The organism is Rhodococcus sp. IEGM 1330 (assembly GCF_033142445.1).
Classification (GTDB): domain Bacteria; phylum Actinomycetota; class Actinomycetes; order Mycobacteriales; family Mycobacteriaceae; genus Rhodococcoides.
The window spans coordinates 209,687-235,499 of the sequence record NZ_JAWLSB010000009.1; the positions used below are offsets into that span (position 1 = coordinate 209,687).

21 protein-coding genes and 1 tRNA gene are annotated in these 25,813 nt (G+C 64.7%); 11 read left to right on the forward strand and 11 right to left on the reverse strand.

Features of this window, described 5'->3' with window-relative positions; translation table 11 throughout:
- Positions 1-7: 7 nt before the first annotated feature.
- The 5 genes from R4P57_RS20710 to R4P57_RS20730 all read left to right on the forward strand — a co-directional run bounded on the left by R4P57_RS20710 (position 8) and on the right by R4P57_RS20730 (position 9,447).
- Positions 8-628 (forward strand): TM2 domain-containing protein, encoded by a 621-nt coding sequence (locus tag R4P57_RS20710; RefSeq protein WP_317804709.1) that lies wholly within the window; start codon positions 8-10, stop codon positions 626-628.
- Between the two features lie 266 nt (positions 629-894).
- Positions 895-5,478: a glutamate synthase large subunit gene (gltB, locus tag R4P57_RS20715; protein WP_317804773.1), complete on the forward strand. Its 4,584-nt coding sequence runs from the start codon at positions 895-897 to the stop codon at positions 5,476-5,478.
- On the forward strand, positions 5,471-6,976 hold the full coding sequence (locus R4P57_RS20720; RefSeq protein WP_317804710.1) for a glutamate synthase subunit beta: 1,506 nt from the start codon (positions 5,471-5,473) through the stop codon (positions 6,974-6,976). Before gltB ends, R4P57_RS20720 begins: the two co-directional genes overlap by 8 nt.
- A gap of 122 nt (positions 6,977-7,098) precedes the next feature.
- The gene (pyk, locus tag R4P57_RS20725; RefSeq protein ID WP_317804711.1) at positions 7,099-8,517 is read left to right on the forward strand and encodes a pyruvate kinase; all 1,419 of its coding nucleotides are present in this window, start codon (positions 7,099-7,101) and stop codon (positions 8,515-8,517) included.
- Between the two features lie 96 nt (positions 8,518-8,613).
- Entirely contained in the window at positions 8,614-9,447 is an 834-nt protein-coding gene (locus R4P57_RS20730) for an acyl-CoA thioesterase II (protein WP_317804775.1), read from the forward strand.
- Here R4P57_RS20730 and R4P57_RS20735 read toward each other — a convergent pair.
- On the reverse strand, positions 9,413-9,931 hold the full coding sequence (locus tag R4P57_RS20735; RefSeq protein WP_317804712.1) for a DNA-deoxyinosine glycosylase: 519 nt from the start codon (positions 9,929-9,931) through the stop codon (positions 9,413-9,415). The genes R4P57_RS20730 and R4P57_RS20735 overlap by 35 nt on opposite strands.
- A 57-nt stretch (positions 9,932-9,988) precedes the next feature.
- On the opposite strand from R4P57_RS20735, the gene R4P57_RS20740 reads away from it, so the two are divergent.
- Entirely contained in the window at positions 9,989-10,192 is a 204-nt protein-coding gene (locus tag R4P57_RS20740; RefSeq protein ID WP_141217065.1) for a hypothetical protein, read from the forward strand.
- Here R4P57_RS20740 and R4P57_RS20745 read toward each other — a convergent pair.
- Positions 10,168-10,656 (reverse strand): DUF1772 domain-containing protein, encoded by a 489-nt coding sequence (locus tag R4P57_RS20745; protein WP_317804713.1) that lies wholly within the window; start codon positions 10,654-10,656, stop codon positions 10,168-10,170. The two genes, R4P57_RS20740 and R4P57_RS20745, sit on opposite strands and share 25 nt — an antisense overlap.
- Before the next feature lie 121 nt (positions 10,657-10,777).
- On the opposite strand from R4P57_RS20745, the gene R4P57_RS20750 reads away from it, so the two are divergent.
- Positions 10,778-11,770, forward strand: coding sequence for an AraC family transcriptional regulator (locus R4P57_RS20750; protein WP_317804714.1), 993 nt, complete (start codon positions 10,778-10,780; stop codon positions 11,768-11,770).
- Here R4P57_RS20750 and R4P57_RS20755 read toward each other — a convergent pair.
- Together R4P57_RS20755 and R4P57_RS20760 are read right to left on the reverse strand one after the other, a co-directional pair.
- The gene (locus R4P57_RS20755; protein ID WP_317804716.1) at positions 11,755-12,486 is read right to left on the reverse strand and encodes an AAA family ATPase; all 732 of its coding nucleotides are present in this window, start codon (positions 12,484-12,486) and stop codon (positions 11,755-11,757) included. The genes R4P57_RS20750 and R4P57_RS20755 overlap by 16 nt on opposite strands.
- A 243-nt stretch (positions 12,487-12,729) precedes the next feature.
- Positions 12,730-12,806: transfer RNA gene (locus R4P57_RS20760), tRNA-Leu, on the reverse strand.
- Positions 12,807-12,926: 120 nt separating this feature from the next.
- Between R4P57_RS20760 and R4P57_RS20765 the strand changes: the two genes are divergently transcribed.
- Positions 12,927-13,559 carry an ANTAR domain-containing response regulator gene (locus R4P57_RS20765; protein WP_032394317.1) on the forward strand — a complete coding sequence of 211 codons (633 nt, stop codon included), beginning with the start codon at positions 12,927-12,929 and terminating at the stop codon, positions 13,557-13,559.
- Positions 13,560-13,732: 173 nt separating this feature from the next.
- Entirely contained in the window at positions 13,733-15,067 is a 1,335-nt protein-coding gene (locus R4P57_RS20770; RefSeq protein WP_317804718.1) for an ABC transporter substrate-binding protein, read from the forward strand.
- Positions 15,068-15,212: 145 nt separating this feature from the next.
- Here R4P57_RS20770 and R4P57_RS20775 read toward each other — a convergent pair whose 3' ends face one another.
- Genes R4P57_RS20775 through R4P57_RS20790 form a run of 4 tightly spaced genes read right to left on the reverse strand, consistent with a single transcriptional unit; the run spans position 15,213 to position 19,437 of the window.
- The gene (locus R4P57_RS20775) at positions 15,213-16,013 is read right to left on the reverse strand and encodes an ABC transporter ATP-binding protein (protein ID WP_317804719.1); all 801 of its coding nucleotides are present in this window, start codon (positions 16,011-16,013) and stop codon (positions 15,213-15,215) included.
- Positions 16,013-17,107, reverse strand: coding sequence for an ABC transporter ATP-binding protein (locus R4P57_RS20780; RefSeq protein WP_317804720.1), 1,095 nt, complete (start codon positions 17,105-17,107; stop codon positions 16,013-16,015). The genes R4P57_RS20775 and R4P57_RS20780 overlap by 1 nt, the downstream gene beginning before the upstream one ends.
- Positions 17,100-18,089, reverse strand: a complete 990-nt coding sequence (locus tag R4P57_RS20785; protein ID WP_317804721.1) for a branched-chain amino acid ABC transporter permease — start codon at positions 18,087-18,089, stop codon at positions 17,100-17,102. Before R4P57_RS20785 ends, R4P57_RS20780 begins: the two co-directional genes overlap by 8 nt.
- A gap of 7 nt (positions 18,090-18,096) precedes the next feature.
- Positions 18,097-19,437, reverse strand: coding sequence for an ABC transporter permease subunit (locus R4P57_RS20790; protein WP_317804722.1), 1,341 nt, complete (start codon positions 19,435-19,437; stop codon positions 18,097-18,099).
- A gap of 261 nt (positions 19,438-19,698) precedes the next feature.
- Here R4P57_RS20790 and polA point away from each other — a divergent pair, with 261 nt between their 5' ends.
- Entirely contained in the window at positions 19,699-22,440 is a 2,742-nt protein-coding gene (polA, locus tag R4P57_RS20795; RefSeq protein ID WP_317804723.1) for a DNA polymerase I, read from the forward strand.
- Between the two features lie 85 nt (positions 22,441-22,525).
- On the opposite strand, the gene trxA is transcribed toward polA, so the two are convergent.
- From trxA to R4P57_RS20810, 3 genes are all read right to left on the reverse strand, one after another.
- Complete coding sequence (trxA, locus tag R4P57_RS20800; protein WP_032394311.1) at positions 22,526-22,897, reverse strand: thioredoxin; 372 nt, start codon at positions 22,895-22,897, stop codon at positions 22,526-22,528.
- 87 nt (positions 22,898-22,984) lie between these two features.
- Complete coding sequence (locus R4P57_RS20805; RefSeq protein ID WP_317804724.1) at positions 22,985-23,983, reverse strand: GlxA family transcriptional regulator; 999 nt, start codon at positions 23,981-23,983, stop codon at positions 22,985-22,987.
- Positions 23,984-24,193: 210 nt separating this feature from the next.
- Positions 24,194-24,700 (reverse strand): 2'-5' RNA ligase family protein, encoded by a 507-nt coding sequence (locus tag R4P57_RS20810; RefSeq protein WP_317804725.1) that lies wholly within the window; start codon positions 24,698-24,700, stop codon positions 24,194-24,196.
- 10 nt (positions 24,701-24,710) lie between these two features.
- On the opposite strand from R4P57_RS20810, the gene R4P57_RS20815 reads away from it, so the two are divergent.
- A complete protein-coding gene (locus R4P57_RS20815; protein ID WP_317804777.1) occupies positions 24,711-25,808 on the forward strand; it encodes an isocitrate/isopropylmalate dehydrogenase family protein in 1,098 nt (365 codons plus the stop codon).
- Positions 25,809-25,813: the final 5 nt, after the last annotated feature.

Below are 25,813 nucleotides of genomic sequence, written 5' to 3' on the forward strand. Positions count from 1 at the left end.
GCTCGACGTGAGTGACTCAGGTACATCGTCCTCGGACGGATCCTCGGGCGACGGATCCAGTCCGTCGGAGCCGACCATCTCGTTCGACAAGGGCTCTCCCGCAGGCTCGGGTCCCGTGTACGGGGTTCCCGACCCGAACTACACCACCCCGAATTACAGCACCCCGAACTACGGCACTCCCGACGCCGACGATCAGGGGCACTTCGGACCTCCAACCGGCGCTGGTTACCCACCACCATCCGACGGTTCCGGCCAGTACGGTGCGCCGCCGCCCCCGCCGTATGCGGGCGGGCAGTACGGCGCTCCACAGTTCGGCGGTCCCCAATACGGTGGTCCCCAGTACGCAGGCGGGCCCGGATACATGGACCCGACGGCTCCGTACGGTCGGCACCCGGTCACCGGTGAGCCGTTCTCAGACAAGCAGAAGCTGACGGCAGGTCTGCTCGGCATTCTGTTGGGCGCGTTCGGAGCCGGGCGTTTCTATCTCAACCAGCCGGGCATGGCGGTGGCGCAGATAGCCGTCACGTGGCTCACCTGCGGTATCGGCGGAATCTGGCCGTTGATCGACGGCATCATGATGCTCACCGGCAGCGTGCGTGATCAGCACGGTCGACCGCTGCGCGACTGACGATCACATTCGTCACAGCCGGCATTCGCAGTTGCATCGATGCGAATGCCAGCTGCTACGATTTCGCCATCCGGGAGAGATCCCGGATTCTTTCGCGGGCCAGAGCTGTCCCGGTGAATTCCCGACAGGCAGTTCAATTCGGCTCTTCCGACCGTTTCGGTCGACTCGAGCCGACCAGCCGGCGGGGTTGCCGAGACTTCCGGTGCAGGGTCGAAGACACTGCACCGCCTTCACGCACCCCACCGGCCTACGTGGAGGTGATCGTGGTGCTGTTTTCTCGGATGCCTGCGGAGCAAGGTCTGTACGACCCGAGCTTGGAGAAGGATTCCTGCGGGGTGGCGATGATCGCCGACATCGCGGGTCGCCGCTCCCATGCGATCGTCGCCGACGGGGTTCTGGCACTGGAGAACCTGGAACATCGCGGAGCTGCCGGTGCCGAGCCGAACAGTGGTGACGGCGCGGGCATTCTGATTCAGCTGCCGGTCGAACTCCTCGCCTCGCTCGCGCCGTTCGATCTGCCCGCGGCCGGAGCCGACGGCGACAACACGTTCGCGGCCGGAGTGTGTTTTCTGCCGCAGGGCATCCGTGAGCGAGCGATGGCCGTCGAGCGCGTCGAATCCGTTGCGGCCGAAGAGGGTCTGGACATCTTGGGTTGGGTTCCGGTCGAGGTCGATCCCGATCGAGCCGACGTGGGCCTCACCGCCCTCGGATGTATGCCGTACATGAGCTACCTCTACGTCACCGCCCCCGAGCTCGACGGCACGCGCCCGGCCGGTCTCGCTCTCGACCGTCTGGTGTACGGATTACGCAAGCGTTCCGAGCGGGTCACCCCCGAGATCGAGGCCGAGGGTTCGGGGCTGTTCTTTCCGTCGTTGTCCTCGCGCACCATCGTCTACAAGGGCATGCTCACCACGATGCAGCTGCCGCTGTACTTCCCGGAACTGCGTAACCCCTTGTGCAAGAGTGCCATTGCCATCGTGCACAGTCGCTTCTCGACCAACACGTTCCCGTCGTGGCCGCTGGCGCACCCGCATCGCTACGTTGCGCACAACGGCGAGATCAATACCGTCAAGGGCAACCGAAACCGGATGCGGGCTCGCGAAGCGCTGCTGTCGAGCGACCTGATTCCCGGGGACCTGGAGCGTTTGTTCCCGATCTGCAACCCCGATGCCTCGGACTCGGTGTCCCTGGACGAGGTGCTCGAACTGCTGCACCTCGGCGGCCGCAGCGTGCCGCACGTGGTGATGATGATGGTGCCCGAGCCGTGGGAGAACCACCGCACGATGGACCCGCGGGTGCGGGCGTTCTACCAGTTCCATTCGTCGATGATGGAGGCCTGGGACGGTCCGGCCTGCGTGACGTTCACCGATGGCAGTTATGTCGGAGCTGTGTTGGATCGCAACGGCCTTCGCCCCGGCCGCTGGTGGCAGACGGCGGACGGCCGCGTGATCCTCGCCAGTGAGGCAGGCGTGCTCGACGTGCCGCAATCCGAGGTCGTCGCCAAGGGTCGTCTCGAGCCCGGAAAGATGTTCCTGATCGACACTGTCGCCGGACGTCTCGTGCCGGACGAGGAGATCAAACTCCAACTGGCAACCGAACATCCGTACCAGGAGTGGCTGCATGCCGGCCTGCTCGAGATCAAGAGCCTGCCCGAGCGTGCTCACATCCTGTACAACCACGACTCGGTGGTGCGCCGACAGGTCGCGTTCGGCTACACCGAGGAAGACCTACGCGTCGTGCTGACGCCGATGGCCGCATCCGGGGGCGAGCCGCTCGGCTCGATGGGAACCGATACTCCGGCCGCAGTGATGTCGCAGCGGTCGCGTCAGCTCTACGACTACTTCATCGAACTGTTCGCGCAGGTCACCAACCCGCCGCTGGATTCGATCCGCGAGGAGATCGTGACCTCGCTCGCGCGGGTGATGGGTCCGGAGCAGAACCTGCTCGAGCCCACTGCGGCGTCGTGCAGGCAGATCGTGTTGCCGTGGCCGGTTCTCGACAACGACGAGCTCAACAGGATCATTCACATCAACGAGGACGGAGACCATCCAGGACTGTCGGCCACGGTCCTGCGTGGACTGTACGAGGTCGAGCGAGGCGGCGAAGGTCTCGCCGAGGCCATCGAGGAGTTGCGTGCCCGGGCGTCGGAGGCGATCGCTGCGGGGTACACCACGCTGATCATCTCCGATCGCGATTCGGACCACACTCGGGCCCCTATCCCGTCCCTGCTGGCCACCTCGGCGGTGCACCATCACCTGGTTCGCACCAAGGAGCGCACCAAGATCGCACTCGTCGTCGAGTCCGGTGACGCGCGCGAGGTGCACCATCTGGCGCTGCTCATCGGCTTCGGTGCCGCAGCGGTCAACCCGTATCTGGCGATGGAGTCGATCGAGGATCTGGTCGGCGAGGGCGAACTGACCGGAGTCGAACCGACGATCGCGGTACGTAATTATCTGTACGGGCTCGGCAAGGGCGTACTGAAGGTGATGTCGAAGATGGGCATCTCGACCGTCGGGTCCTACACCGGCGCACAGGTTTTCGAGGCCGTCGGTCTCGACCGCGAGGTGGTGCGCGAGTACTTCAAGGGCACGGTCAGCAAGCTCGGCGGCGTCGGTCTCGACGTGCTCGCCGAGGAGGTCAAGCTGCGCCATCGTCGGGCGTACCCCGAGAATCCGACCGACCGCGTCCATCGCCGCTTGGACATCGGCGGCGAATACCAGTTCCGTCGCGAAGGCGAGCTGCACCTCTTCACCCCCGAGACTGTGTTCCTGCTGCAGCACGCAACGCGTACCGGCCGATACGACGTGTTCCAGAAGTACACCGACGAGGTGGACCGGCTCGCTCGCGAAGGCGGTGCACTGCGCGGTCTGTTCGAGTTCAAGGACGATGTGCGACCGCCGGTTCCCCTCGACGAGGTGGAATCGGTCGAGTCGATCGTCACGCGGTTCAACACCGGCGCGATGAGCTACGGATCCATCTCCGCCGAGGCGCACGAGACGATGGCCGTCGCGATGAACAATCTCGGCGGACGGTCCAACTCGGGCGAGGGCGGCGAGGACGTCGACCGGCTGTACGACCCGACGCGACGCAGTGCCGTCAAGCAGGTCGCCAGTGGTCGGTTCGGCGTCACCAGCGACTACCTGGTCAACGCCACGGACATTCAGATCAAGATGGCGCAGGGTGCCAAGCCGGGCGAGGGCGGTCAGCTGCCCGGTTACAAGGTGTATCCGTGGGTGGCCAAGACCCGACATTCGACGCCGGGTGTCGGCCTCATCTCGCCGCCCCCGCACCACGACATCTACTCGATCGAGGATCTCGCGCAGCTGATCCACGATCTCAAGAACGCCAACGAGAAGGCTCGCGTGCACGTCAAGCTCGTCAGTTCCGTCGGCGTCGGCACGGTGGCGACGGGCGTCAGCAAGGCGCACGCCGATGTCGTCCTCATTTCCGGATACGACGGTGGAACCGGTGCTGCGCCGTTGACCTCGCTCAAGCACGCAGGCGCTCCCTGGGAGATCGGGCTGGCCGACGCTCAGCAGACGCTGGTGCTCAACGGCCTGCGCGACCGGATCACTGTGCAGTGCGACGGCGGCATGCGCACCGGACGCGACGTCATCGTCGCGGCGCTGCTCGGCGCTGAGGAATTCGGATTCTCGACGGCTCCGCTGATCGTGGCGGGGTGCATCATGATGCGCGTCTGCCACCTCGACACCTGCCCGGTCGGTGTCGCGACGCAGAACCCGGAGCTGCGCAAGCGGTTCACCGGCAAGCCCGAGTTCCTCGAGGACTTCTTCAAGTTCATCGCCGAGGACGTGCGAAAGTATCTCGCGCAGCTCGGTTTCCGGAGTATCGACGAGGCGGTCGGTCACGCCGATGTGCTCGAGACGGCAGCCGGAGTGGCGCACTGGAAGAGCAAGGGACTCGATCTCGCGCCGATCTTCGCGATGCCCGTCGACCGGCACGGTGCCCCGATGACGCAGCGTCGACGCCTCCGCGCGCAGGACCACGGTCTCGACCTCGCGCTGGATCGGACGCTGATCCAGTTGGCCGAGGGAGCGCTCGAGGACGCCCACCCGGTCACGTTGGAGCTGCCGGTACGCAACGTCAATCGCACGGTAGGAACACTTCTGGGGTCCGAGGTCACTCGGCGCTACGGCGCGGTCGGGTTGCCGGACGACACCATTCGCATCGCGTTCACCGGATCGGCCGGTCAGTCTCTCGGGGCCTTCCTGCCGCCGGGTATCACCATCGACCTGGTCGGTGACGCGAACGACTATGTCGGCAAGGGATTGTCGGGCGGCCGAATAGTCGTGCGCCCCGCCGAGGATGCGCCGTTCGTCGCAGAGGACAACGTGATCGCAGGAAACACGATTCTCTACGGTGCCACCTCGGGCGAGGTGTACCTGCGCGGTAAGGCGGGGGAGCGGTTCGCGGTCCGTAACTCGGGCGCGATCGCGGTGAACGAGGGTGTGGGCGACCACGCGTTCGAGTACATGACCGGCGGTCGTGTCGTGGTGCTCGGGCCGACCGGCCGCAACATGGCGGCGGGTATGTCCGGTGGCATCGCATTCGTCCTCGGTCTCGATCCTGCGGACGTCAACATGGCGATGGTCGAACTGCAGGTGCCCAACCCGGACGATCTGGTGTGGCTGCGCGAGACCGTCGAGAATCATCAGCGCTGGACCGGTTCGACCGTTGCGACCTCGTTGCTGGCCGACTGGCCCCGCCGGTCTGCGTTGTTCACCAAAGTCATGCCCGTCGACTACCAGCGAGTGCTGGAAGCGACAAGAATGGCGCGAGCCGAAGGGCGCGACGTCGATGCTGCGATCATGGAGGCTGCACGTGGCTGATCCACAGGGATTTCTGAAAGTCGTCAAGCGTGAGGCTGTCAAGCGTCCGATCGGCGATCGCGTCAAGGACTGGAGCGAGGTGTACTCGCACCAGCCGACGAGCGAGCGTGCCGCCGAGGTCTCCGACCAGGCGCGTCGCTGCATGGACTGCGGTATCCCGTTCTGCCACTCGGGAACTGCGGGCTGCCCGCTGGGAAATCTGATTCCCGAGTGGAATGACCTGGTGCGCCGTGGCCGCTGGGATGCGGCCAGCGACCGACTCCATGCGACCAACAATTTTCCGGAGTTCACCGGGCGGGTGTGCCCGGCCCCGTGTGAATCGGCGTGTGTGCTGTCGATCTCCGAGGCGGCCACCGGCGGTAGCGTGACGATCAAGCGGGTCGAGCAGACGATCGCGGACCTGGCCTGGGAAGACGGCAGCATCGTTCCGCAGCCGCCGACGATCACCACCGGCAAGCGGGTCGCCGTCGTCGGATCGGGTCCTGCGGGATTGGCTGCGGCGCAACAGCTCACACGCGCCGGGCACGACGTCACCGTCTACGAGCGGGACGATCGTCTCGGCGGACTGCTCCGCTACGGCATCCCCGAGTTCAAGCTCGAGAAGTCCGTACTCGATCAGCGCCTCATGCAGATGCGAGCCGAGGGAACACACTTCGTCACCGACTGCGAGGTCGGCATCGACTTCACCGTCGAGCAACTCCGCGAATCCTTCGACGCAGTCGTTCTCGCGGTCGGAGCTCTGCGGGCTCGTGACAACGCCGAGGTCATCGGTCGTGATCTCGACGGCATTCACCTGGCCATGGAGCATCTGGTGCCGTCGAACAAGGAATGCGAGGGCGACGGTCCCACCTCCATCTCCGCTGCGGACAAGCATGTGGTCATCATCGGCGGTGGCGATACCGGAGCCGACTGCCTGGGAACGGCCCACCGACAGGGCGCTGCGTCGGTGACGCAACTCGACTACAACCCCGCGCTGCCCGGGGCTCGCGACGAGAGTCTCTCGCCGTGGCCGTCCTGGCCGTTGGTACTGCGCACCTCGCCTGCCCACGCCGAGGGTGGCGTCGTGCGTCATCAGGTCGCGGTCCAGCGATTCCTCGGTGACGAGCGCGGGCACGTTCGCGTGATGGTGCTCGCCGAGGTGGAGGTGCAGCGCGACGCGGACGGTCGACGCATCGTCACGCCCATCGGGGAGGAGATCGAATTGCCCTGTGATCTGGCGTTGTTCGCCATCGGTTTCGAGGGCGTCGAGCACGGTCCGCTACTCGACGAATACGGCCTCGCGCTGACCAAGCGGGGCGCGCTCTCGTGTGGTCCCGACTGGCAGACCACGGCACCCGGGGTGTTCGTGTGCGGGGATGCGCATCGCGGTGCGTCGTTGGTCGTGTGGGCGATCGCGGAGGGTCGTTCGGCGGCCCACGGAGTCGATGCTTTCCTCACCGGACACTCGGAATTACCGTCGCCGGTGCACCCGACTGCACTGCCTCTGGCGGTCGTGTGACCCGTGTCTCTGAACCGGTACAGACCGTCCCAGCAGCAAGGTAGCGTGGCTACCGATCGGTAGTATTGCGGTGGATGCGTCTGCGATAGAGAACGCGGCGTCCAGCGGCTAGGCTCGCTTTCGTGAGCCGACGTACGAAGATTGTCTGCACCCTTGGACCCGCAACCGCAACCACAGAGCGCATCCGCGAACTCGTCGAGAGTGGAATGGATGTCGCACGACTGAACTTCAGCCATGGTGATCATCCCGATCATCAGGCCAACTACGAGAGAGTTCGAGCAGCATCGGACGCCACCGGCAAAGCCGTGGGCATTCTGGCCGACCTGCAGGGACCGAAGATTCGTCTCGGGCGTTTCGCCGAGGGCTCGACCACCTGGGCGGCCGGCGAGCTGATCCGCATCACCGTCGAAGAGTGCGAGGGCACTCACGACCGGGTGTCGACCACCTACAAGGAGCTGGCCCAGGACGCCAGGGAAGGCGACCGCCTGCTCGTCGACGACGGCAAGGTCGGCCTCGTGGTCACCGGTGTCGAAGGCAACGACGTGTTGTGCCGTGTCACCGAAGGTGGACCGGTCAGCAACAACAAGGGCGTGTCCCTGCCGGGCATGGACGTGTCCGTTCCCGCCATGAGCGAGAAGGACATCGCCGACCTCGAGTTCGCCCTCGCCCTCGGTGTCGACTTCATCGCGCTCTCGTTCGTGCGTTCGCCCGCGGACGTCGAACTCGTCCACGCCGTGATGGACCGCGTCGGCCGCCGAGTTCCGGTCATCGCCAAGCTCGAGAAGCCCGAGGCCGTCGACAACCTCGAAGCCATCGTGCTCGCGTTCGACGCGATCATGGTCGCCCGCGGTGACCTCGGCGTCGAGTTGCCGCTCGAGCAGGTGCCGCTGGTGCAGAAGCGGGCCATCCAGATCGCCCGCGCCAACGCCAAGCCCGTCATCGTCGCGACCCAGATGCTCGAATCGATGATCGAGAACTCCCGCCCGACGCGCGCCGAGGCGTCCGACGTCGCCAACGCCGTGCTCGACGGTACCGACGCGGTCATGCTCTCCGGTGAGACCTCGGTCGGTAAGTACGTGATGGAAACTGTGCGGACGATGGCCCGCATCGTCGAGACGGTCGAGACCGAGGGTGACAGTGTTCCTCCGCTGACGCACGTCCCGCGTACCAAGCGTGGCGTCATCTCGTACGCCGCCCGTGACATCGGCGAGCGCCTGGACGCGAAGGCACTCGTGGCGTTCACCCAGTCGGGTGACACCGTTCGACGGTTGGCTCGTCTGCACACCAAGCTTCCGTTGCTCGCCTTCACCTCCATCTCCGAGGTCCGGAGCCAACTGTCGCTGAGCTGGGGAACCGAAACGTTCCTGGTCCCCGATGTGGGCTCGACGGACGCGATGGTGAAAGAGGTCGACAAGGCGCTGCTCGAACTCGGTCGGTACAACAAGGGCGATCAGGTCGTGATCGTGGCCGGTGCCCCTCCCGGCACAGTAGGCTCGACCAACTTGATCCATGTGCACCGAATCGGAGAAGAGGACCGGTAAGTGGTCGAAGCGGGGGGAACCGGCGTCAGCGAAAGCGCGTCGAGCAGTACAGCTGTACGCAAGACCGATCTCGAGACGCTCCTCGATCTCCTCGCACTGGAGGAGATCGAGGAGGACGTGTTCGTCGGAGTACACCCCGAGCAGGTGGGGAGCCGTACGTTCGGGGGGCAACTCGTTGCTCAAGGCTTGATCGCGGCCGGCCGTACCGTCTCCGGTACCTCGCGGGACGTGCACGCGATCAATGCGCACTTCATCCGCGGCGGCGACGTCAAGAAGCCCATCGAGTACCGGGTCTCTCGTCAACGCGATGGCCGAGCCTTCGCCAACCGCCAGGTCACCGCGATGCAGGACGGCAACGAGCTGTTCGTCATGCTCGCGGCCTTCCAGGATTTCGGCAAGGGACTCGAGCACAGCGTCGAGGTGCCCGAGGTTCCGTACCCCGACGCACTGCCTCCGCTCGGCGATCACTTCGTCGGGTACGAGGACCGGCTACAGATGTTCGTAGACGCCCTCAAACCTATCGACATGCGCTATGCGAACGATCCGGCGTGGATCATGCACGGCACCGGCGAGAAGCTCAACCACAATCGCGTGTGGATGAAGGCCGACGGGGACCTGCCCGACGCCTCGATCTTCCACGCCGCGACCATGGGCTACGCGTCGGACACGACGGTGCTCGACTCGATCATCACCACCCACGGCCTGTCGTGGGGACTCGACCGCATCGTCGCGGCGACGGTCAACCATTCCATCTGGTTCCACCGCCCGTTCCGATTCGACGAGTGGGCGCTCTACGCCACCGAATCACCGGTCGCCGCCGGCTCGCGCGGCCTGGCCACCGGCCGCTTCTTTTCGATGGACGGTCTGTTGCTGGCTACCGTCGTGCAGGAAGGTCTCATTCGCCACTTTCCGAAGCGGGTCCGGGCCTGAGTGCATCCGACCACGCGCGCGTCTTCGCATCCAGGTTCAGTGAGGCGTGCGCCGGGCTGGTCGACGGTAGTCGTGTGAATGTCACGTCGGGCGTCACCGTCTTCACGTGGCGACGGTAGCTCTCGGCGGCCTTGGCTCCGTTGAAGAACACCCTGTCGATGCCGGGATTCTCGGCGAACAGATTCTCGAAATCGTTTGCCACGATCGAGGATTCGACGATCGCCGAGTCCAGACTTCCCGCACGTGTGCACAGTTTCAGTACGTCCCAGACCGCAATCCCGTGGCTGCGAAGGCGCTCGGTGCGATCGTCGTAGAGAAGTTCGGGGCCGACACCGAATACCGTTCCCATGATCGGCCAGAACGCATTTCGTGGGTGGGCGTAGTACTGCTGCGCGGTCAGCGACGCGACGCCGGGCATGGACCCCAGGATCAGGATGGTTGCGTCCGGTCCGACTATCGGCTCGAAGCTGTGCACGACGTTCATTCCGTGATTACAGCAAATCCCCGCGGGGGCACCGGACGGGGGACCACAATGGATGTCATGTTGGATCCACGCGTACTCGACAACAACGAACTCGAAGCCGAACTCGCCGCACTGCGCCGGGGGCGTGACGCCGCGATGGACGAAGGCGCGCGGGATGTCTCGACCGCCGACACCGACCACCTCATCGCGCGGTTCGAGGAAGAAATCCGCAAGCGACACCAGGATTCGGTGTCAGATCAGCCCAGTGCCGATTTGCCCTGACCCAAGATCAGGACGGCGCAGGCGGCAGTCGCAGCAACTGTCCTGATGTTGTTCCATCGCGTCCACTTGTCGGTGAAGTTCTGCCACGCCTGGGCGCCGGCAGCACTGCCGGGATCCACGCCGGCCAACGCGTCGTTGAGGGGGACGTTCAGAACGGCCGTGATCGCGGAGCATCCGAGAACGTAGAGAACGGCACCGCTCACCACGAGCACGGGTGAACCCCGACTTGTCGACACGGTGAGAATCGCTGCGAGAGTGCACGATACGGCCGTCCCGAAGAACAGGCCGAGAAACACCGGATTGAGAATCGCCGCATTGAATCTCTGCATCGCGGCGATCGCGTCGGGCACCGGCAATGTTGCCAGGCCGGGAAGCACGCTGATGGAGAAGGCGAGCAGCACTCCTGCGACGAGCCCGCATCCGACGGCGGCAACGGCGGCGGCGACTGCGAGCATTCGGTCCATCAGGTGGTTCCTTTCGTCCGGTGGCGTTCTGTTGTCCACTGTGGCCCCGAAAAGCTGGATGGGCAATGCCCGAAAAGCTGCATTCGATGTCGGATCGTCCATCTCGTGAGACGATCGGCGCATGCGCGGCGCGGATCCCTGGAAGTCCTCCGACCCCTTGGGTGAAGCGCTGCACTTTCTACGAATGACCGGATCGTTCTACGTCCGCTCCGAGCTGAGCGGATCCTGGGGTCTCGCACTGCCCGCCATGGAGGATGCGCTGTGGTTTCACACTGTGGTGGACGGTCGGTGCCTGCTGTCGGTTCCCGGCGAGCCGACGCGTGAGCTGGTGCCCGGCGATTTCGCGTTGGTACCGCACGGGCGAGGGCACGTGCTCGCAGCAGGCGTCGACGCGTCGGTTCGCGCGACGAGCGTCCACGACCTCCCGCACGAGTACATCAGCGATCGCTACGCGGTGATCACTCACGACGCGGGCGGTGCCGGCCATGTTGCGAGCCTCGTCTGCGGGGCGGTTCGATTGGATCATCCTGCAGCGCAGAAGCTCGTTCGCCTGCTGCCCGCGCTGGTGGTGGTCGACGCCGATCCCGGCCCGAGGCAATCGAGGATGCAGAGCGTGCTGGCCATGGTCGCGGACGAAGCGCGCGTGCTCGAGCCCGGGGGAGAAGCTGTGATCACCCGGCTGTCCGACATTCTGGTGATCCACGCGTTACGGTCGTGGATCGCGAACACGCCGGGCGCGCAGTCGGGTTGGCTCGGCGCATTGCAGGACGATCGGATCGGAACGGCGTTGGCGCTGATTCATCGACACCCTCATGAGCGGTGGACCGTTGCGGCTCTGGCATCGAGGGCGAACATGTCCCGCTCGGCGTTCTCGGCACGGTTCACCGAGCTGGTCGGCGACTCCGCGATGAGCTATCTGGCAACGTGGCGGATGCAGGTCGCCTACGAGACATTGCGATCCGAGGATGTGGTGTTGGCCGAATTGGCCCGGCGCAGTGGATATCTGTCGGAGGCGGCGTTCGGTAAGGCGTTCAAACGCGCGACGGGCATCTCCCCGGGAAGTGTGCGCCGTCGAGAAGCGGTGTCGATGGCCGACGGTCAGTCGAGCAGGTGACGGAGATAGCTGTTCGGGTCGTCGAGGTAGCGACGCCAGTGCTGTACCAATTCGAGTTCGTCCCAGGCACTTCGGCGTAGACCGTGTTCGCCGACTTCGACGATGTCGGCACCGGGGGTCGACGCCAGAATCGGTGAGTGGGTGGCACAGACGATCTGCGCGCCCTCGTCGCCCAGCTCGGACATCAGAGCAACGAGCTGCAGGCTCGCGGTGAACGACAGGGCCGATTCCGGCTCGTCCAGAACGTAGAAACCGGGCTCGGTCAACATCGCACCGAACATGGTCAGGAACCCTTCGCCGTGGCTCATCTCGGCGGTGTTCTCGTCCCAGAAACCCGGTATGCCGCCGAGGTTCTCGGCCATGTCGAATGCGGTCTCGGCGCGCAGGAAGAAGCCGCGCTTGTTCAGTCGCGGGCCACGGAGCATTCGAGAACCCCGCGGCGTGGTCTCGAGTTCGAGTACCTCGCCGAGGGCGCTGGTCACCTCGTCGAGTCGACGCGACTGCTGCGCCGCCCGACCGCCGCGGGCATCGATTCCGAAACCCTCGGCGATCGCCTCGACGAGGGTCGATTTACCGGAACCGTTGTCGCCGACAAGAATTGTGACCGGTGCGAGGAACTCGAGTCCGTCGCGAGCGAGGTCGGCGACTGCAGGCACGGTGAAGGGCCAGGCCGATCCGACATCGTCGGCGTGGACATAGGCGCGTTCTACGAACATGATTCAGGCAGTGACCAGGCGGTCGACGTAACCGGTCTCGTGGGTGGAATCGGCGCTGCAGGAGTAGTAGACCCACTGCGCCGACTGGTCCGCCGAATCCCCGAAACGATGGTCGACCTTCGCTGCGCACAAACTGCCCGCACTGGTGTCATGGCAACGAAGACTGCTGGGTATGTACATCACTCCACTGTAGGCGCGATCGTGGGCAGCGTTTACCGTCGTGGCGACTCGCCTGCGTTGCTGTGGTGCCCTCGGTGAGACTCGAACTCACACTGGACGGGTTTTGAATCCGTTTCCTCTGCCAATTGGGATACGAGGGCTGGCGTCTTTCAAGCAACGATTGACGAGTTTAGAAGATGCGCTTTCGGCGGCGCGCACCGGTACCCTTCAGATGCTCGACGGCCCTGATGGGCGATGACAGTCAAAGGAGACCGATACAGATGAATGCTCCTGGTGCGCACGGTACTGGCAAGCCCCCGCTTCGCGTGGTGGTGGCAGAGGACGAATCCCTGATCCGATTGGACCTCGTGGAGATGCTCCGCGAGGAGGGCTACGACGTGGTCGGTGAAGCGGCCGACGGTCAGCAGGCGGTGGAGTTGGCCGTCGAACTGCGTCCCGATCTGGTCATCATGGATGTGAAGATGCCGCGTCGGGACGGAATCGATGCGGCATCGGAGATCGCCGAGAAGCGCATTGCGCCCGTGGTCATTCTCACCGCGTTCAGTCAACGTGAGCTCGTGGAGAAGGCTCGCGATGCCGGAGCGATGGCGTATCTGGTCAAGCCGTTCACGAAAGCCGATCTGATGCCTGCGGTGGAGTTGGCCGCCAGCCGTTTCGGTGAGATCTCCGCGCTCGAATCCGAGATCGTGGATCTGCAGGATCGGCTCGAGACGCGCAAGCTCATCGAGAAGGCCAAGGGCATCCTGATGGAATCGCAATCGCTCACAGAACCGCAGGCGTTCAAGTGGATTCAGCGTGCCGCGATGGATCGCAGGACGACGATGAAGGCCGTAGCGGAGGTCGTGATCGACACGCTCGGTACCCCTGCGAACAAGCCTGTGGCAGAGAGCTGATCGGCCCGCGAAAGCTACGGCCACGTAAAACTTCGACTCCCTAGGTCACAGTCAGGTCACGAGCGTCGTTCTAGGCCTTGCGAATCAGCTCCGAGCATTAGCGTCTGATCCACACGTGAGCCACATGTAACTCAGGTGCGCTTCATCGACGAGCAATTTCAAGGAGAACCTAGATGGCAATTCGGACCTATGTCCGCACGGCTGCGGTGCTGAGCGTTACCTCGCTCGCACTGTTCGGCTGTTCGTCGAGCGACGACTCGGGCTCGACCGACTCCACCAGTGCCAGCGGCGGCACTGCAGCCGCGGAAACGACCGTCTCCACCGACTGCACGCCCGAGCAGGCCACTGCCGGGGCAACCCCGGACACGGCACCGCTGGTGGTGGGAACCCTCCTCCCCGAGACCGGAACCCTGGCCTTCCTCGGCCCGCCCGAAGTTGCCGGTGTGCAGCTGGCCGTCAACGACGTCAACGGTGCCGGTGGCGTCCTCGAGCAGCCTGTCACGCTCATCCCCGGTGACTCGGGCGACACGACGACCGATACCGCCAACACCACGGTCGACCGCTTGCTCGCCGGCGGCTCCGACGTCATCGTCGGTGCAGCGTCGTCCTCGGTCTCGCTCAAGGTCATCGACAAGATCGCCAGTGCAGGCGTCGTGCAGTTCTCGCCGGCCAACACATCCGATCAGTTCGTCTGCTACCCGGACAAGGGGCAGTACTTCCGTACCGCACCCACCGACGTGCTGCAGGCACAGGCCTTGTCCCAGCTGATCGCCCAGGACGGTGCGCAGCGCGTCGCCATCCTCGCGCTCAACGACCCGTACGGCACGGGCCTGGCCGCGAACACCGCGGACAACCTCGAAGAGGCGGGCATCGCGGCGGACCAGATCCAGACCACGATCTACGACCCGAACGCACAGTCGTTCAACGCAGAGGTCGACGGTGTGAAGAACTTCAATCCGGACGCCGTGGCCATCATCGGCTTCGAGGAGTCCGCGAAGATCATCACCCGTATGCACGAGATCGGCGTCGGACCGTCCGACGGCACGCTGGTCTACGGCGTCGACGGCAACATGGGTAACGCCCTCGGCGAGTCGGTGGCAGCGGGTCTGTTGGACACGATGCGCGGCACCACCCCGTTGACCGATGTCGGCACCGGATTCCAGGATCGTCTCAAGAGCGTCGATCCGGCCCTGGTGGACTTCAACTACGCAGGCGAGTCCTACGACGCAGTGGTCATCTCGGCGCTCGCTGCCGAGCAGGCCAAGTCGACGGCAGGCACCGACATCGCTGCCAACATCAACAGCGTCACCAAGGACGGCACCAAGTGCACCAGCTACGTCGAGTGCCTTCCGCTCGTCAAGGCCGGAACCGATATCGACTACGACGGAGTCACCGGCGCGCTGAACTTCAGTGACGCAGGAGAGCCCGCCACCGGTTCCTACGGCAACCTGGTCTTCGGACCGGACAACACCCTGACGACGGAAGATTACATCGTCGTCGGTGAGTGATCTGTAACTGTCACACAGCCTCTGGGCCCGAGTCCTCGATCAGGACTCGGGCCCAGAGTCTTGCGTATGTGCCGCACGTTCGACGGCAGCGAGAAGGCCCCGGTTCGATGTCGATCGAACCGGGGCCTTCGTCGTTGCCGAGCAGCTACTTCTTCTCTTTGCTTCCTGCCAGTGTGCCGAGATACAGCTCGATCACCTTCGGGTCGTTCATCAATGCCGGACCGGTGTCGGTGTAGGCGTTGCGGCCCTGATCGAGGACGTAGCCACGGTCGCAGATCTGGAGGCAGCGACGGGCGTTCTGCTCGACCATGATGATCGAGACGCCCGCTGCATTGATCTTCTTGCAGCGGATGAACACCTCGTCCTGGAACATCGGTGACAATCCGGCCGACGGTTCGTCGAGCAGCAGTACCGACGGCTCCATCATCAGTGCGCGTCCCATGGCGACCATCTGTCGCTCGCCGCCGGACAGCGCGCCGGCCTTGACCTTCTTGCGCTCACCGAGCAGAGGGAACAGCTCGCTGACGAACTCGAAACGCTCGCCGAACTTTTTGGGGCGCAGATAGATTCCCATTTCGAGGTTCTCTTCGATGGTGAGCGACGGGAACACGTTCTGCGTCTGCGGAACGTAGCCGACTCCCTTGGTGACCAAGACATGCGCTTCTGCGGAGGTGATGTTGTCACCTCGCAGTTTGACGCTGCCCTCACGGACGGCGACCAGCCCGAACAGGGTCTTGAGCAGTGTCGACTTGCCGGCGCCGTTGGGCCCGATGATGCCGACGATCTCGCCGTCGTTGAGGAAGAAGTTGCATTCGCTGAGGATGTTGACACCGGGGATGTACCCGGCCACCAAGCCGTCGGCGCGCAGCAGCGCACCTTCGGCGAGGCGGGCGTGCTCCCCGGGTGTTGCGGCGAATTCCGCCGGCGTCAATGTCTGTTCGCTCATCAGTTGTCCTCCTTGGCCCGGTGTGAGCCGCCCTCGGCCACGTCGGGCAGCACTGGGCTGACGAACTCCGGTTCCGAAAGATCGCCTCCCGCTTCGAGTTCCTCTTTCTCGGCCTGCTTCAATGCCTCTGCCAGTTCGGCGGTGGCTCCGACCGGATTGCCGTCGGCATCGAATTCCAGAGCCTGATCGTGATGGCTACCGAGATACGCATCGACGACGGCTCCGTTGTTGGAGAGCTCCTCCGGGGTGGACTCGGCAATGATGCTGCCCTGCGCCATGACCACCACCCAGTCACTGATGTCGCGGATGACGTCCATGTCGTGCTCGACGAACACCACCGTCATACCGTCGTCGCGAAGCGACTTGATGTGTCCCAGAAGTGACTGCGTCAGAGCCGGATTGACTCCGGCCATCGGCTCGTCGAGCATGACCACCGACGGATCGGTCATCAGCGCACGCGCCATCTCCAGCAGCTTGCGCTGGCCGCCGGACAACGAGCCGGCCAGGTCGTCGGCCTTGGCGTCGAGCTTGAAGCGGCTCAGTAGCTCGTAGGCGCGTTCGGTGATCTGACGTTCCTGGGCCTTCCACGTCCACGGCATGAACGTGTTGATCATGCGCTCGCCGCGCTGACCGGTAGCGCCCAGCCGAACATTGTCCAGCACAGTCAGTTTCGACAGCGCCTTGGTCAACTGGAACGTGCGCACCACACCTTTGCGTGCCACCTGGTGCGGATGCATCCGGCCCAGTTCCTGGCCGTCCATCGACCACGTGCCGGTGTCGGGTCGATCGAATCCCGTGAGCAGGTTGAACAGGGTGGTCTTGCCTGCGCCGTTGGGCCCGATGAGTCCGGTGATGCAGCCACGCTGGATTTCCAGGTGCGCCACGTCGACGGCTTTCAGGCCGCCGAAGGTGCGTGAGACGCCGTCGACCACGAGGGTGGCGTCGGGCTTGGGGGATCCGGGTTCGTTGGCGACACCGGCGAACAACGCCGACCGCTGATCACTCGACAGTGCTTTGGCAGCACGTGATTCGAGGGTGCTTGCTTTCTTGCTCGGTGCCGCGGGTGCGGCGGCATCCTTGCTCGGGTCAGGCATTGAGTTGAACCTCTCGCTTGTTGCCGAGAATGCCCTGAGGTCTGAACACCATCAAGACGGCGATCAGGATTCCCAGGAGCACGAATCGCGTGGCACCGACCTGGGCACCGGTGAGGTTGAGCACCGGGTCGTCGCCGGAGATCAGTTGTCGCAGAATCGCATCGGGAATGGACAGCAGGAACCAGAAGAGCATCGCGCCGAGGACGGGGCCGAACACCGTGGCGGCACCACCGAGAATCAGGGCACCGAAGGCGAAGAACGTCTGCGCCGTCGAGTAGAAGTCCGGGTTGATGGACTGGGTCTGCAATGCATTGAACACACCGCCCATGCCGCCGATGACGCCACCGAGAACCAGCGCCTGCATCTTGTAGACGAAGACGTTCTTGCCCAGTGAGCGGGCAGCGTCCTCGTCTTCACGAACGGCCTTGAGTACGCGTCCCCATGGGCTGTGCGTCAGGAGGTAGACGACGCCGCACAGCAGCAGGACCAGCGTCCAGCCGACGAGCATGGCCCACAGGTCGTTGCCCAGGAAGCGCACGCCGAGGAAGCTGTACGACTTGCCGCCCTCGAACGGACTCATGCTGGTGAACGGGCCGGCGAAGCCGGTGATGCCGTTGGTCGACTTGGTCACCGAATCCGTTGCGGTCGAACGAAACACCAGTCGCAGAATTTCGGAGGCGGCGATGGTGACGATCGCGAGATAGTCGGCTCGCAGTCGTAGGGTCGGAATGCCGAGCACCAGGGCGAGCAGCCCCGCCGCGGCGAGTCCGACCAGAATGCCGAGCCAGAGCGGCTGTTCGTAGGTGATCGTGGTGATGCCGACGCCGTATCCGCCGAGCAGTGCGAAGCCGATCTGGCCGAAGTTGAGCAGTCCGGCGTAGCCGAAGTGCAGGTTCAGGCCGATGGCGAGCAGAGCGTAGAAGATGGCGGACGGGCCGACGAGCTGAGCGAGTGAGATCTGAAGTGCGCCGATGATATCCATGTGAAGGTCACCCGATCCTTTGTCGCGAGCCGAGGATGCCCTGTGGACGGACGACGAGGATGAGAATCAAGACGAGCAACCCTCCGATGTATTTGAGATCGGGATTGATGACCAGCGTCGACCACTGCACGAGCAGACCGACGATGACGCAACCGAGGAATGCGCCGTAGGCCGTTCCCAGTCCACCGAGTGTGATGCCGGCGAACATGAGCAACAGGAGTTTGAAGCCCATCTCCCACTGGACGCGCCCGCCGAGTTCGGAGAGCCCGAACAACACGCCGCCGAGGGCAGCCAGGCCACCACCGAGGCACCAGACGAACGTGACCACGCGCTCGACGTTGATGCCGGAGGATGCGGCGAGGTCCCGGTTGTCGGCCACCGCGCGCATGGCCTTGCCGATCTTGGTGCGCTGCAACATCAGTGCAACGCCGACCAGGACGACGATGCTGATGACGATGCAAGCGAGGTTGACGTTGGTGATCGACAGTGGACCCCAGTCGTTCTCGGTCTGAGCCTGGTAGTCGTCGAAGGGTTCGGAGCGGTCCGAGAAGAAGATCAGGATGAGATAGCGGAGCGCGATCGCGAGGCCGATCGTCACCACCAGCTGAGCGATGAGGCCGGTTCGTCGCTTGCGCAACGGCCGCCAGATCAGGGCGTTGTTGAGCCAGCCGATCGCGACTCCCACGACGATCGCCAGCAGCGTGGCCGGGATCAGTTGTATCCCGACACTGACGTTGAAGAACCACGCCGCGACGGCACCGAGCGTGACGAGTTCTCCGTGCGCGAAGTTCGTCAGGCCGGTGGTGCCGAAGATCAGACTGAGTCCGACCGCGGCGAGCGCGATGACCAGGCCGAAGCGAAAGCCGTCGACCGTGGTGCGGACGAACTTCTCGTAGAACGGAATGCTGGTGGCCGTTCTGGCCTCACCGAACGAGAAGATGACGGTGTTGGAACGCCCGGCCTGCACATCGCGCTGGACCTCGCCCTGGACGCTGACTCCATCGGGGAGCGTTTCCTGAACGACCTGGAATGTGTATGTGCCGGGAGACAATTCGAGGGTCCACCGGCCGCCGGTTTCACTGGTGGTGCGGGCGACTTCGGAGCCGGACGCGTCGAGCGCTGCGACGTCGACGCCGATGAGTCGTTCGCCACCGTTGTTGAGAGATCCGGCGACGCTGACCGCGTCCGCCGGCGGTGCCTGTTCGGCACTGGTCCCCGGTGCTACCGGGGGAGTGGGGGTGGGTTCCTGGGCCAATGCCGGCGCACTGAACAGCAGCGCGGCAATGGAACTCAGTACGGCGAGTAGGAGTGTTCGCTGGAAGAGCCGAACGGCAGATCTTGCGCGCAACCTCGGCGGTTGCACCTTTCTGGTCCATCGAACATTTGGAGCCACGCACGTCCTCCGGACGGTTGTCGTTATGCCACGGGTATGTGGGTTTCCTGCAATTGTCGGACTCTATCCGCTGAAACGACGCAAAATCGGCGACTGAGATTTCCGGAAAGTATCGGTTGTGTTTCGCGGTGCGCGACGCTGGCCCTGAGTGCCATCGCGTCGTGGGGCGTGCATCCGGCTACGAGTTGTCGGACCGGCTCCCTAGACTGGTCAACCGTGAGCCCAGTAACGGACAGAAGTGCAGCGCCCGCAGCCGAGACCGATGCGAAAGCGGGTGGGGAACGGCCCACGTTGCTGCTCATCGACGGCCACTCGATGGCGTTCCGGGCCTTCTTTGCGTTGCCTGCGGACAACTTCAAGACCACCAGCGGTCAGTCCACCAATGCCGTGTACGGGTTCACCTCGATGTTGATCAATCTGCTGCGGGACGAGAAGCCGACGCACATCGCGGCGGCGTTCGACGTCTCGCGGCAGACCTTCCGCGCAGAGCGGTTCCCCGAGTACAAGGCCAACCGCAGCAAGACGCCGGACGAGTTCGCCGGTCAGGTCGACATCACCAAGGACGTACTCGGGGCCATGGGTATCCCGGTGATGGCAGAGGCGGGCTTCGAGGCGGACGACGTCATCGCCACGCTGGTGACCCAGGCGGAGGCGCTCGGCTACCGCATCCTGGTGGTCACCGGCGACCGCGATGCGCTTCAGCTGGTGACCGACAACGTCACGGTGTTGTATCCGCGCAAGGGAGTCTCGGATCTGACTCGGTTCACCCCCGACGAGGTCGCCACCAAATACGGGTTGACGCCATCGCAGTATCCGGATTTCGCGGCCCTGCGCGGAGACCCGAGCGACAACCTTCCCGGCATTCCCGGGGTCGGCGAGAAGACGGCGACCAAGTGGATCATCGAATACGGTTCCCTCACCGCTCTCGTCGACAACGTGGACAAGGTCAAGGGCAAAGTGGGAGATGCACTGCGCGCCAACCTGTCGAGTGTGGTGCTCAACCGCGAGCTCACCGAGATGGTGCGCGATGTGCCGTTGCCCTACACCCCCGATCAGCTCGAACTGGCTCCGTGGGATCGCGAGAAGATCCACGCCTTGTTCGACGATCTGGAATTCCGCATTCTGCGGGACCGGTTGTTCGAGACTCTCGCGTCGGTCGAACCCGAAGCGGAGGAAGGTTTCGACGTCCGCGGCGGCATCGTCGCGCCGGGCGAACTCGCCGCATGGCTGGAAGAACACGCAGCCGACGGCCGGCGAAGCGGGCTGTCGGTCCTCGGCCCGCGTCGGCCGTTCGACAGCGACGCGACGTCGGTGGCGATCGCTGCGGCCGACGGTGAGGGGGCGTTCGTCACGACGACCGCTCTGGACGAATCCGACGAGCAGGCACTCGCCGCCTGGCTCGCCGATCCGGCGCAACCCAAGGCGCTGCACGAGGCCAAGTGGGCCCTGCATGCGGTTCGTGGGCGCGGCTGGACCCTCGACGGGTTGACCACCGACACCGCACTGGCGGCGTACCTGGTTCGGCCCGGTCAGCGATCGTTCAACCTCGACGACCTGTCGTTGCGCTACCTCAAACGCGAACTCCGGGTGGAGGATGCGGGTGAAGGTCAGATGTCGTTGCTCGATGCCGAGGACACCGCCGATGCGGCGTTCGCAGAGGGCGAGATTCTCAAGGCGCGGGCCGTCATCGACCTGGCCGATGCGCTGGACGCCGAGCTCGCCGCCATCGAGTCGACCACCCTGCTCTCCGAGATGGAGCTGCCGCTGCTGACGGTGTTGGCCGATGTCGAGGCAACGGGTATCGCCGTGAACGGTGATCACCTCCGCGCACTGCAGTCCGGATTCGCGGCGCAGGTGGACGAGGCCGCGAACTCCGCCTACGGCGTGATCGACAAGCAGATCAACCTCGGGTCACCCAAGCAGTTGCAGGTGGTGCTGTTCGAGGAACTCGACATGCCCAAGACGAAGAAGACCAAAACCGGGTACACCACCGATGCCGATGCGCTGCAAGGGTTGTTCGAGAAGACCGAGCATCCGTTCCTGAAATTCCTGCTCGATCACCGGGACGCGACGCGGATGAAGGTGACGGTCGACGGCCTGCTGAAATCCGTTGCCGACGACGGACGCATTCACACCACGTTCAATCAGACGGTCGCGGCCACCGGACGACTGTCGTCCACCGAGCCGAACCTGCAGAACATTCCGGTGCGCAACGAGGCGGGACGCCACATCCGTGACGGCTTCGTCGTCGGGGCCGGGTACGACACCCTGCTCACCGCCGACTACAGCCAGATCGAGATGCGCATCATGGCGCACGTCTCCGGCGACGAGGGGCTGATCGAGGCGTTCAACACCGGCGAGGATCTGCACAGTTTCGTCGGTGCCCGGGCGTTCGGCGTGCCGATCGAGGAGGTCACCCCCGAACTGCGTCGCCGGGTCAAGGCGATGTCGTACGGATTGGCCTACGGTCTCAGCGCGTTCGGTCTCGCCGCGCAGCTCAAGATCTCCACCGACGAGGCGAAGCAGCAGATGGAGGCGTACTTCGCGCGGTTCGGTGGCGTCCGCGACTACCTGCGCAACGCCGTCGAGGAAGCGCGCAAGGTGGGGTACACCTCCACGCTGTACGGCAGGCGCCGCTACTTGCCCGATCTCAACAGCGACAATCGTCAGCGCCGCGAGGTCGCCGAGCGGGCCGCACTCAACGCCCCGATCCAGGGCACCGCCGCAGACATCATCAAAGTCGCGATGATCGACGTGCACCGATCGCTGGCGGAGTCGACGCTGAAATCACGAATGCTGTTGCAGGTGCACGACGAATTGGTGCTCGAGGTCGTCGAATCCGAGCGTGAGGAAGTCGAGGCACTGGTGCGCGACAAGATGTCCTCGGCCATCGAACTGTCGGTGCCTTTGGAAGTCTCGGTCGGCACCGGCCGCAGCTGGGACGCCGCCGCGCACTGATTCGAGGCCGCGCAGGAAGTAGCGACGAAGGGCCGCTCACCGAATTCGGTGAGCGGCCCTTCGCTTCGTGTACAGCGACGAGAAACTATTCCGCCGCGGGAGCCTGCTCGGCGATCTGCTGGCGCACGACGTCCATATCGAGTGCCTTGATCTGACCGACGAGGTCCTCGAGCGCCGGTGCAGGCAATGCACCGGGCTGTGCGTAGACGAGAATTCCTTCGCGGAACGCCATGATCGTCGGGATCGACTGGATCTGCGCGGCCGCAGCAAGGCCCTGCTCGGCCTCGGTGTCGACCTTGGCGTGCACGACGTCGGGGTGCGCGTCGGACGACTTTTCGAAGGTGGGCGCGAACTGGCGGCACGGTCCGCACCAGGACGCCCAGAAATCGACCAACACCACGTCGTTGCTCGTCACGATCTCGTCGAAATTCTGCTGGGTCAAAGTCTGAGTGGCCACGCGGTCCCTTTCGGTTGATTGCGCTTCTGATGTGTCTCAACGCAGCTACTCGCCGGAATCATCCCGGCTGGGTCGGAGCGCGGCGTGTCAGGCGGGCTGGGGTGCGGCGCGGAACGTGCGGCGGTAGGAGTTCGGTGTGGTGCATCGCAACCGCATGAAGTGCTGCCGCAGCGCGGCGGCATTTCCGAAGCCGACCACCTCGGCAATCGAATCCATCGGGAGATCGGAGTTCTCCAACAGCTGCTGCGCTGCCAGTACCCGTTGGTCGTTGAGCCAACGCGCGGGTGTGGTTCCGGTTTCGGCCGCGAACTTGCGGGCGAAGGTTCGCGCAGACATGTTCACCCGTGCCGCCAATCGACCGATGGTGAGCTCGGAGTCGAGATTCTCGGTCATCCAGTCCAGCAGCGGAGCCAGAGTCTCGGTGCGAGTGGCGGGCAGGGGACTGGTGACGAATTGAGCCTGGCCGCCGTCACGATGAGGCGGAACGACCATCCGGCGGGCGATCCCGTTGGCCACGACGCTGCCCTGGTATTTGCGCACGATGTGCAGGCACAGGTCGATGCCGGCTGCGGTTCCCGCACTGGTGAGTACGTTGCCGTCGTCGACGTAGAGAACGTTCGGATCGACCTGCGCGAGAGGGTATTCCGCGGCCAGCAAGGCGGAGTGCCGCCAATGCGTCGTGCATGGCCTGCCGTCGAGCAGCCCGGCTCTGCCGAGTACGAAGGCGCCGTTGCACAGGCTGGCGACCATGGCACCCCTGTCGACGGCCGCGCGAAGTTTGGCCAGTAACGGCTCGATGGACGAGTTGTATCCGACTCCGCAGACATAGGTACCGTCTTCGGCGGCTTCGGTGCCACCGGCCGGAATGATGATCAGATCGGCGCTGTCGAGACGGTCGAGATCGTGTGGCACGTCGATGGTGTAACCGACGCGGGTGCGGATCGGTTGGGGGACACCTGCGATCAGGGAGAAGTCGTAGGTGGGTAGGCCCTCGTCCGAGCGGTCGAATCCGAACACCTCGCAGGCGACGCCCAGCTCGAACTGTTCGGTCAACGGCATCAGCGCGACAACCACTCGTTTCAGCATGAAAAGAAGTATGGCAGAAAGTCGTCGATATGTGGCGTTACTGCCACTCGTGCGGACTCTCCGCAGGTTGGAAGCTAGCGGCATGACAATTGTATTGGTAGTTGTGTTGTTGTCCCTGGCCCTCGACACCCTCGTGGTCGCAGGATTCGCTCCCGATACCCACGCGGAGGTGACACAGTTCGGCGATTTCCGGTTCTGAGATGCCCGGCGTCAGCCGATCCGCCACTCGCGCTTGGCCTCGCCGTCCCATCGGCGCAGCGCAACCGCAGTTCCGACCAGATCGTCGACGTCGGCCGAGAGCAGGCGCACCGCCGCTCCTGCCTCCTCGGCCGTCAACCGTCGGGCCACCGTCACGTGCGGTGTCCATCGGCCGGGTTCGAGGTGGTCGAGCGAACGTTCGCCCACGACCTCGTGCAGCCGGGCGTGCAAATCGAGCAACTCGCTCGACGGAACGACCAGTCGCGCCAGCGTGATCGTTCGACCACCGAACACGACGAGCCCACCGAGACGCACATCGAACGGATCGAATCGGACCGCATCGCCGTCGTCCACCGCGGCCGGCATCGACGACGCCACCGCGACGGTGACGTGCGGGCGGTTCGACTCACCGCGGTGGCGGTTCTGGCTCGGGAGTCCGGCTTCGGACAGCGCCGCCCACTCGCGGCGTACCGCTGCGTCGAGGCCGGAGTCGAGTAGTAGTTCTGCGGACTGCACCATGGAGGCCATGATGTCGCAGACGGACGGCCACAATGCAACGGCGCTACGGATCGGGGCCATGACCGGCGACGGCATCGGCCACGAGATCGTTCCCGCCACGATTCGGGTGGTCGACGCGGCCCTCGCGGCCGCCGGTGGACCGGCTGTCGACTGGGTGCGCCTGCCGCTGGGGCTCGGTGCCATCGACGAGCACGGAACGCCGATGCCCAATCCCACACTCGCGAGGTTGGGTGAGCTCGAATGCTGGATTCTCGGACCGCACGACAGCGCGTCGTATCCGGAGCCGTTCCGATCGCAGTTGACCCCGGGTGGACGGATTCGCAAGAACTTCGACCTGTTCGCCAACATCCGGCCGGCGAAGGCGCTGCCCGGCGTTCGGGCGATGTCGCCGCAGATGGATCTGGTGGTCGTGCGGGAGAACACCGAGGGTTTCTACGCCGATCGCAACATGTTCGTCGGTAGCGGGGAGTTCATGCCTACTCCCGATGTGGCACTGGCAGTCGGAGTGTTCACCCGCGCCGCCTGCGAACGCATTGCACGCGAAGCGTTCTCGTTGGCCGAGCGACGCAGCAGAAAGCTGACGATCGTGCACAAGACCAACGTGCTGTCGATGACGACGGGATTGTTCCGCGATGCGTGCCGCGCGGTGAGCGAGCAGTTTCCGCACGTCGAGGTCACCGAGGAACACGTCGACGCGCTCGCGGCGCACCTGGTTCGACGGGGCGAGGATTACGACGTCATCGTGGCCGAGAACATGTTCGGCGACATTCTGTCGGATCTGACGGGTGAGCTGTCCGGGTCGCTGGGCACCGCGCCGTCGATCAATTCCTCGGAAACCCAGGCGATGGCGCAGGCCTCGCACGGATCGGCCCCGGACATCGCAGGCAAGAACCGTGCCAATCCGACGGCGCTCTTCCTGTCGGCTGCGATGCTGCTCGAGTGGCTCGCCCCGCGGCATCGGGACGAGCGGTTGGCCGCGGCCGCAGGCAGGATCCGACACGCCGTCGACGCCACGGTCGAATCCGGGGTCGCGACAGCCGACCTCGGCGGGCAGGCGTCGACCAGCTCATTCACCGAGGCCGTCGAAGCCCGGGTGCACCGGCGTTGATCGCG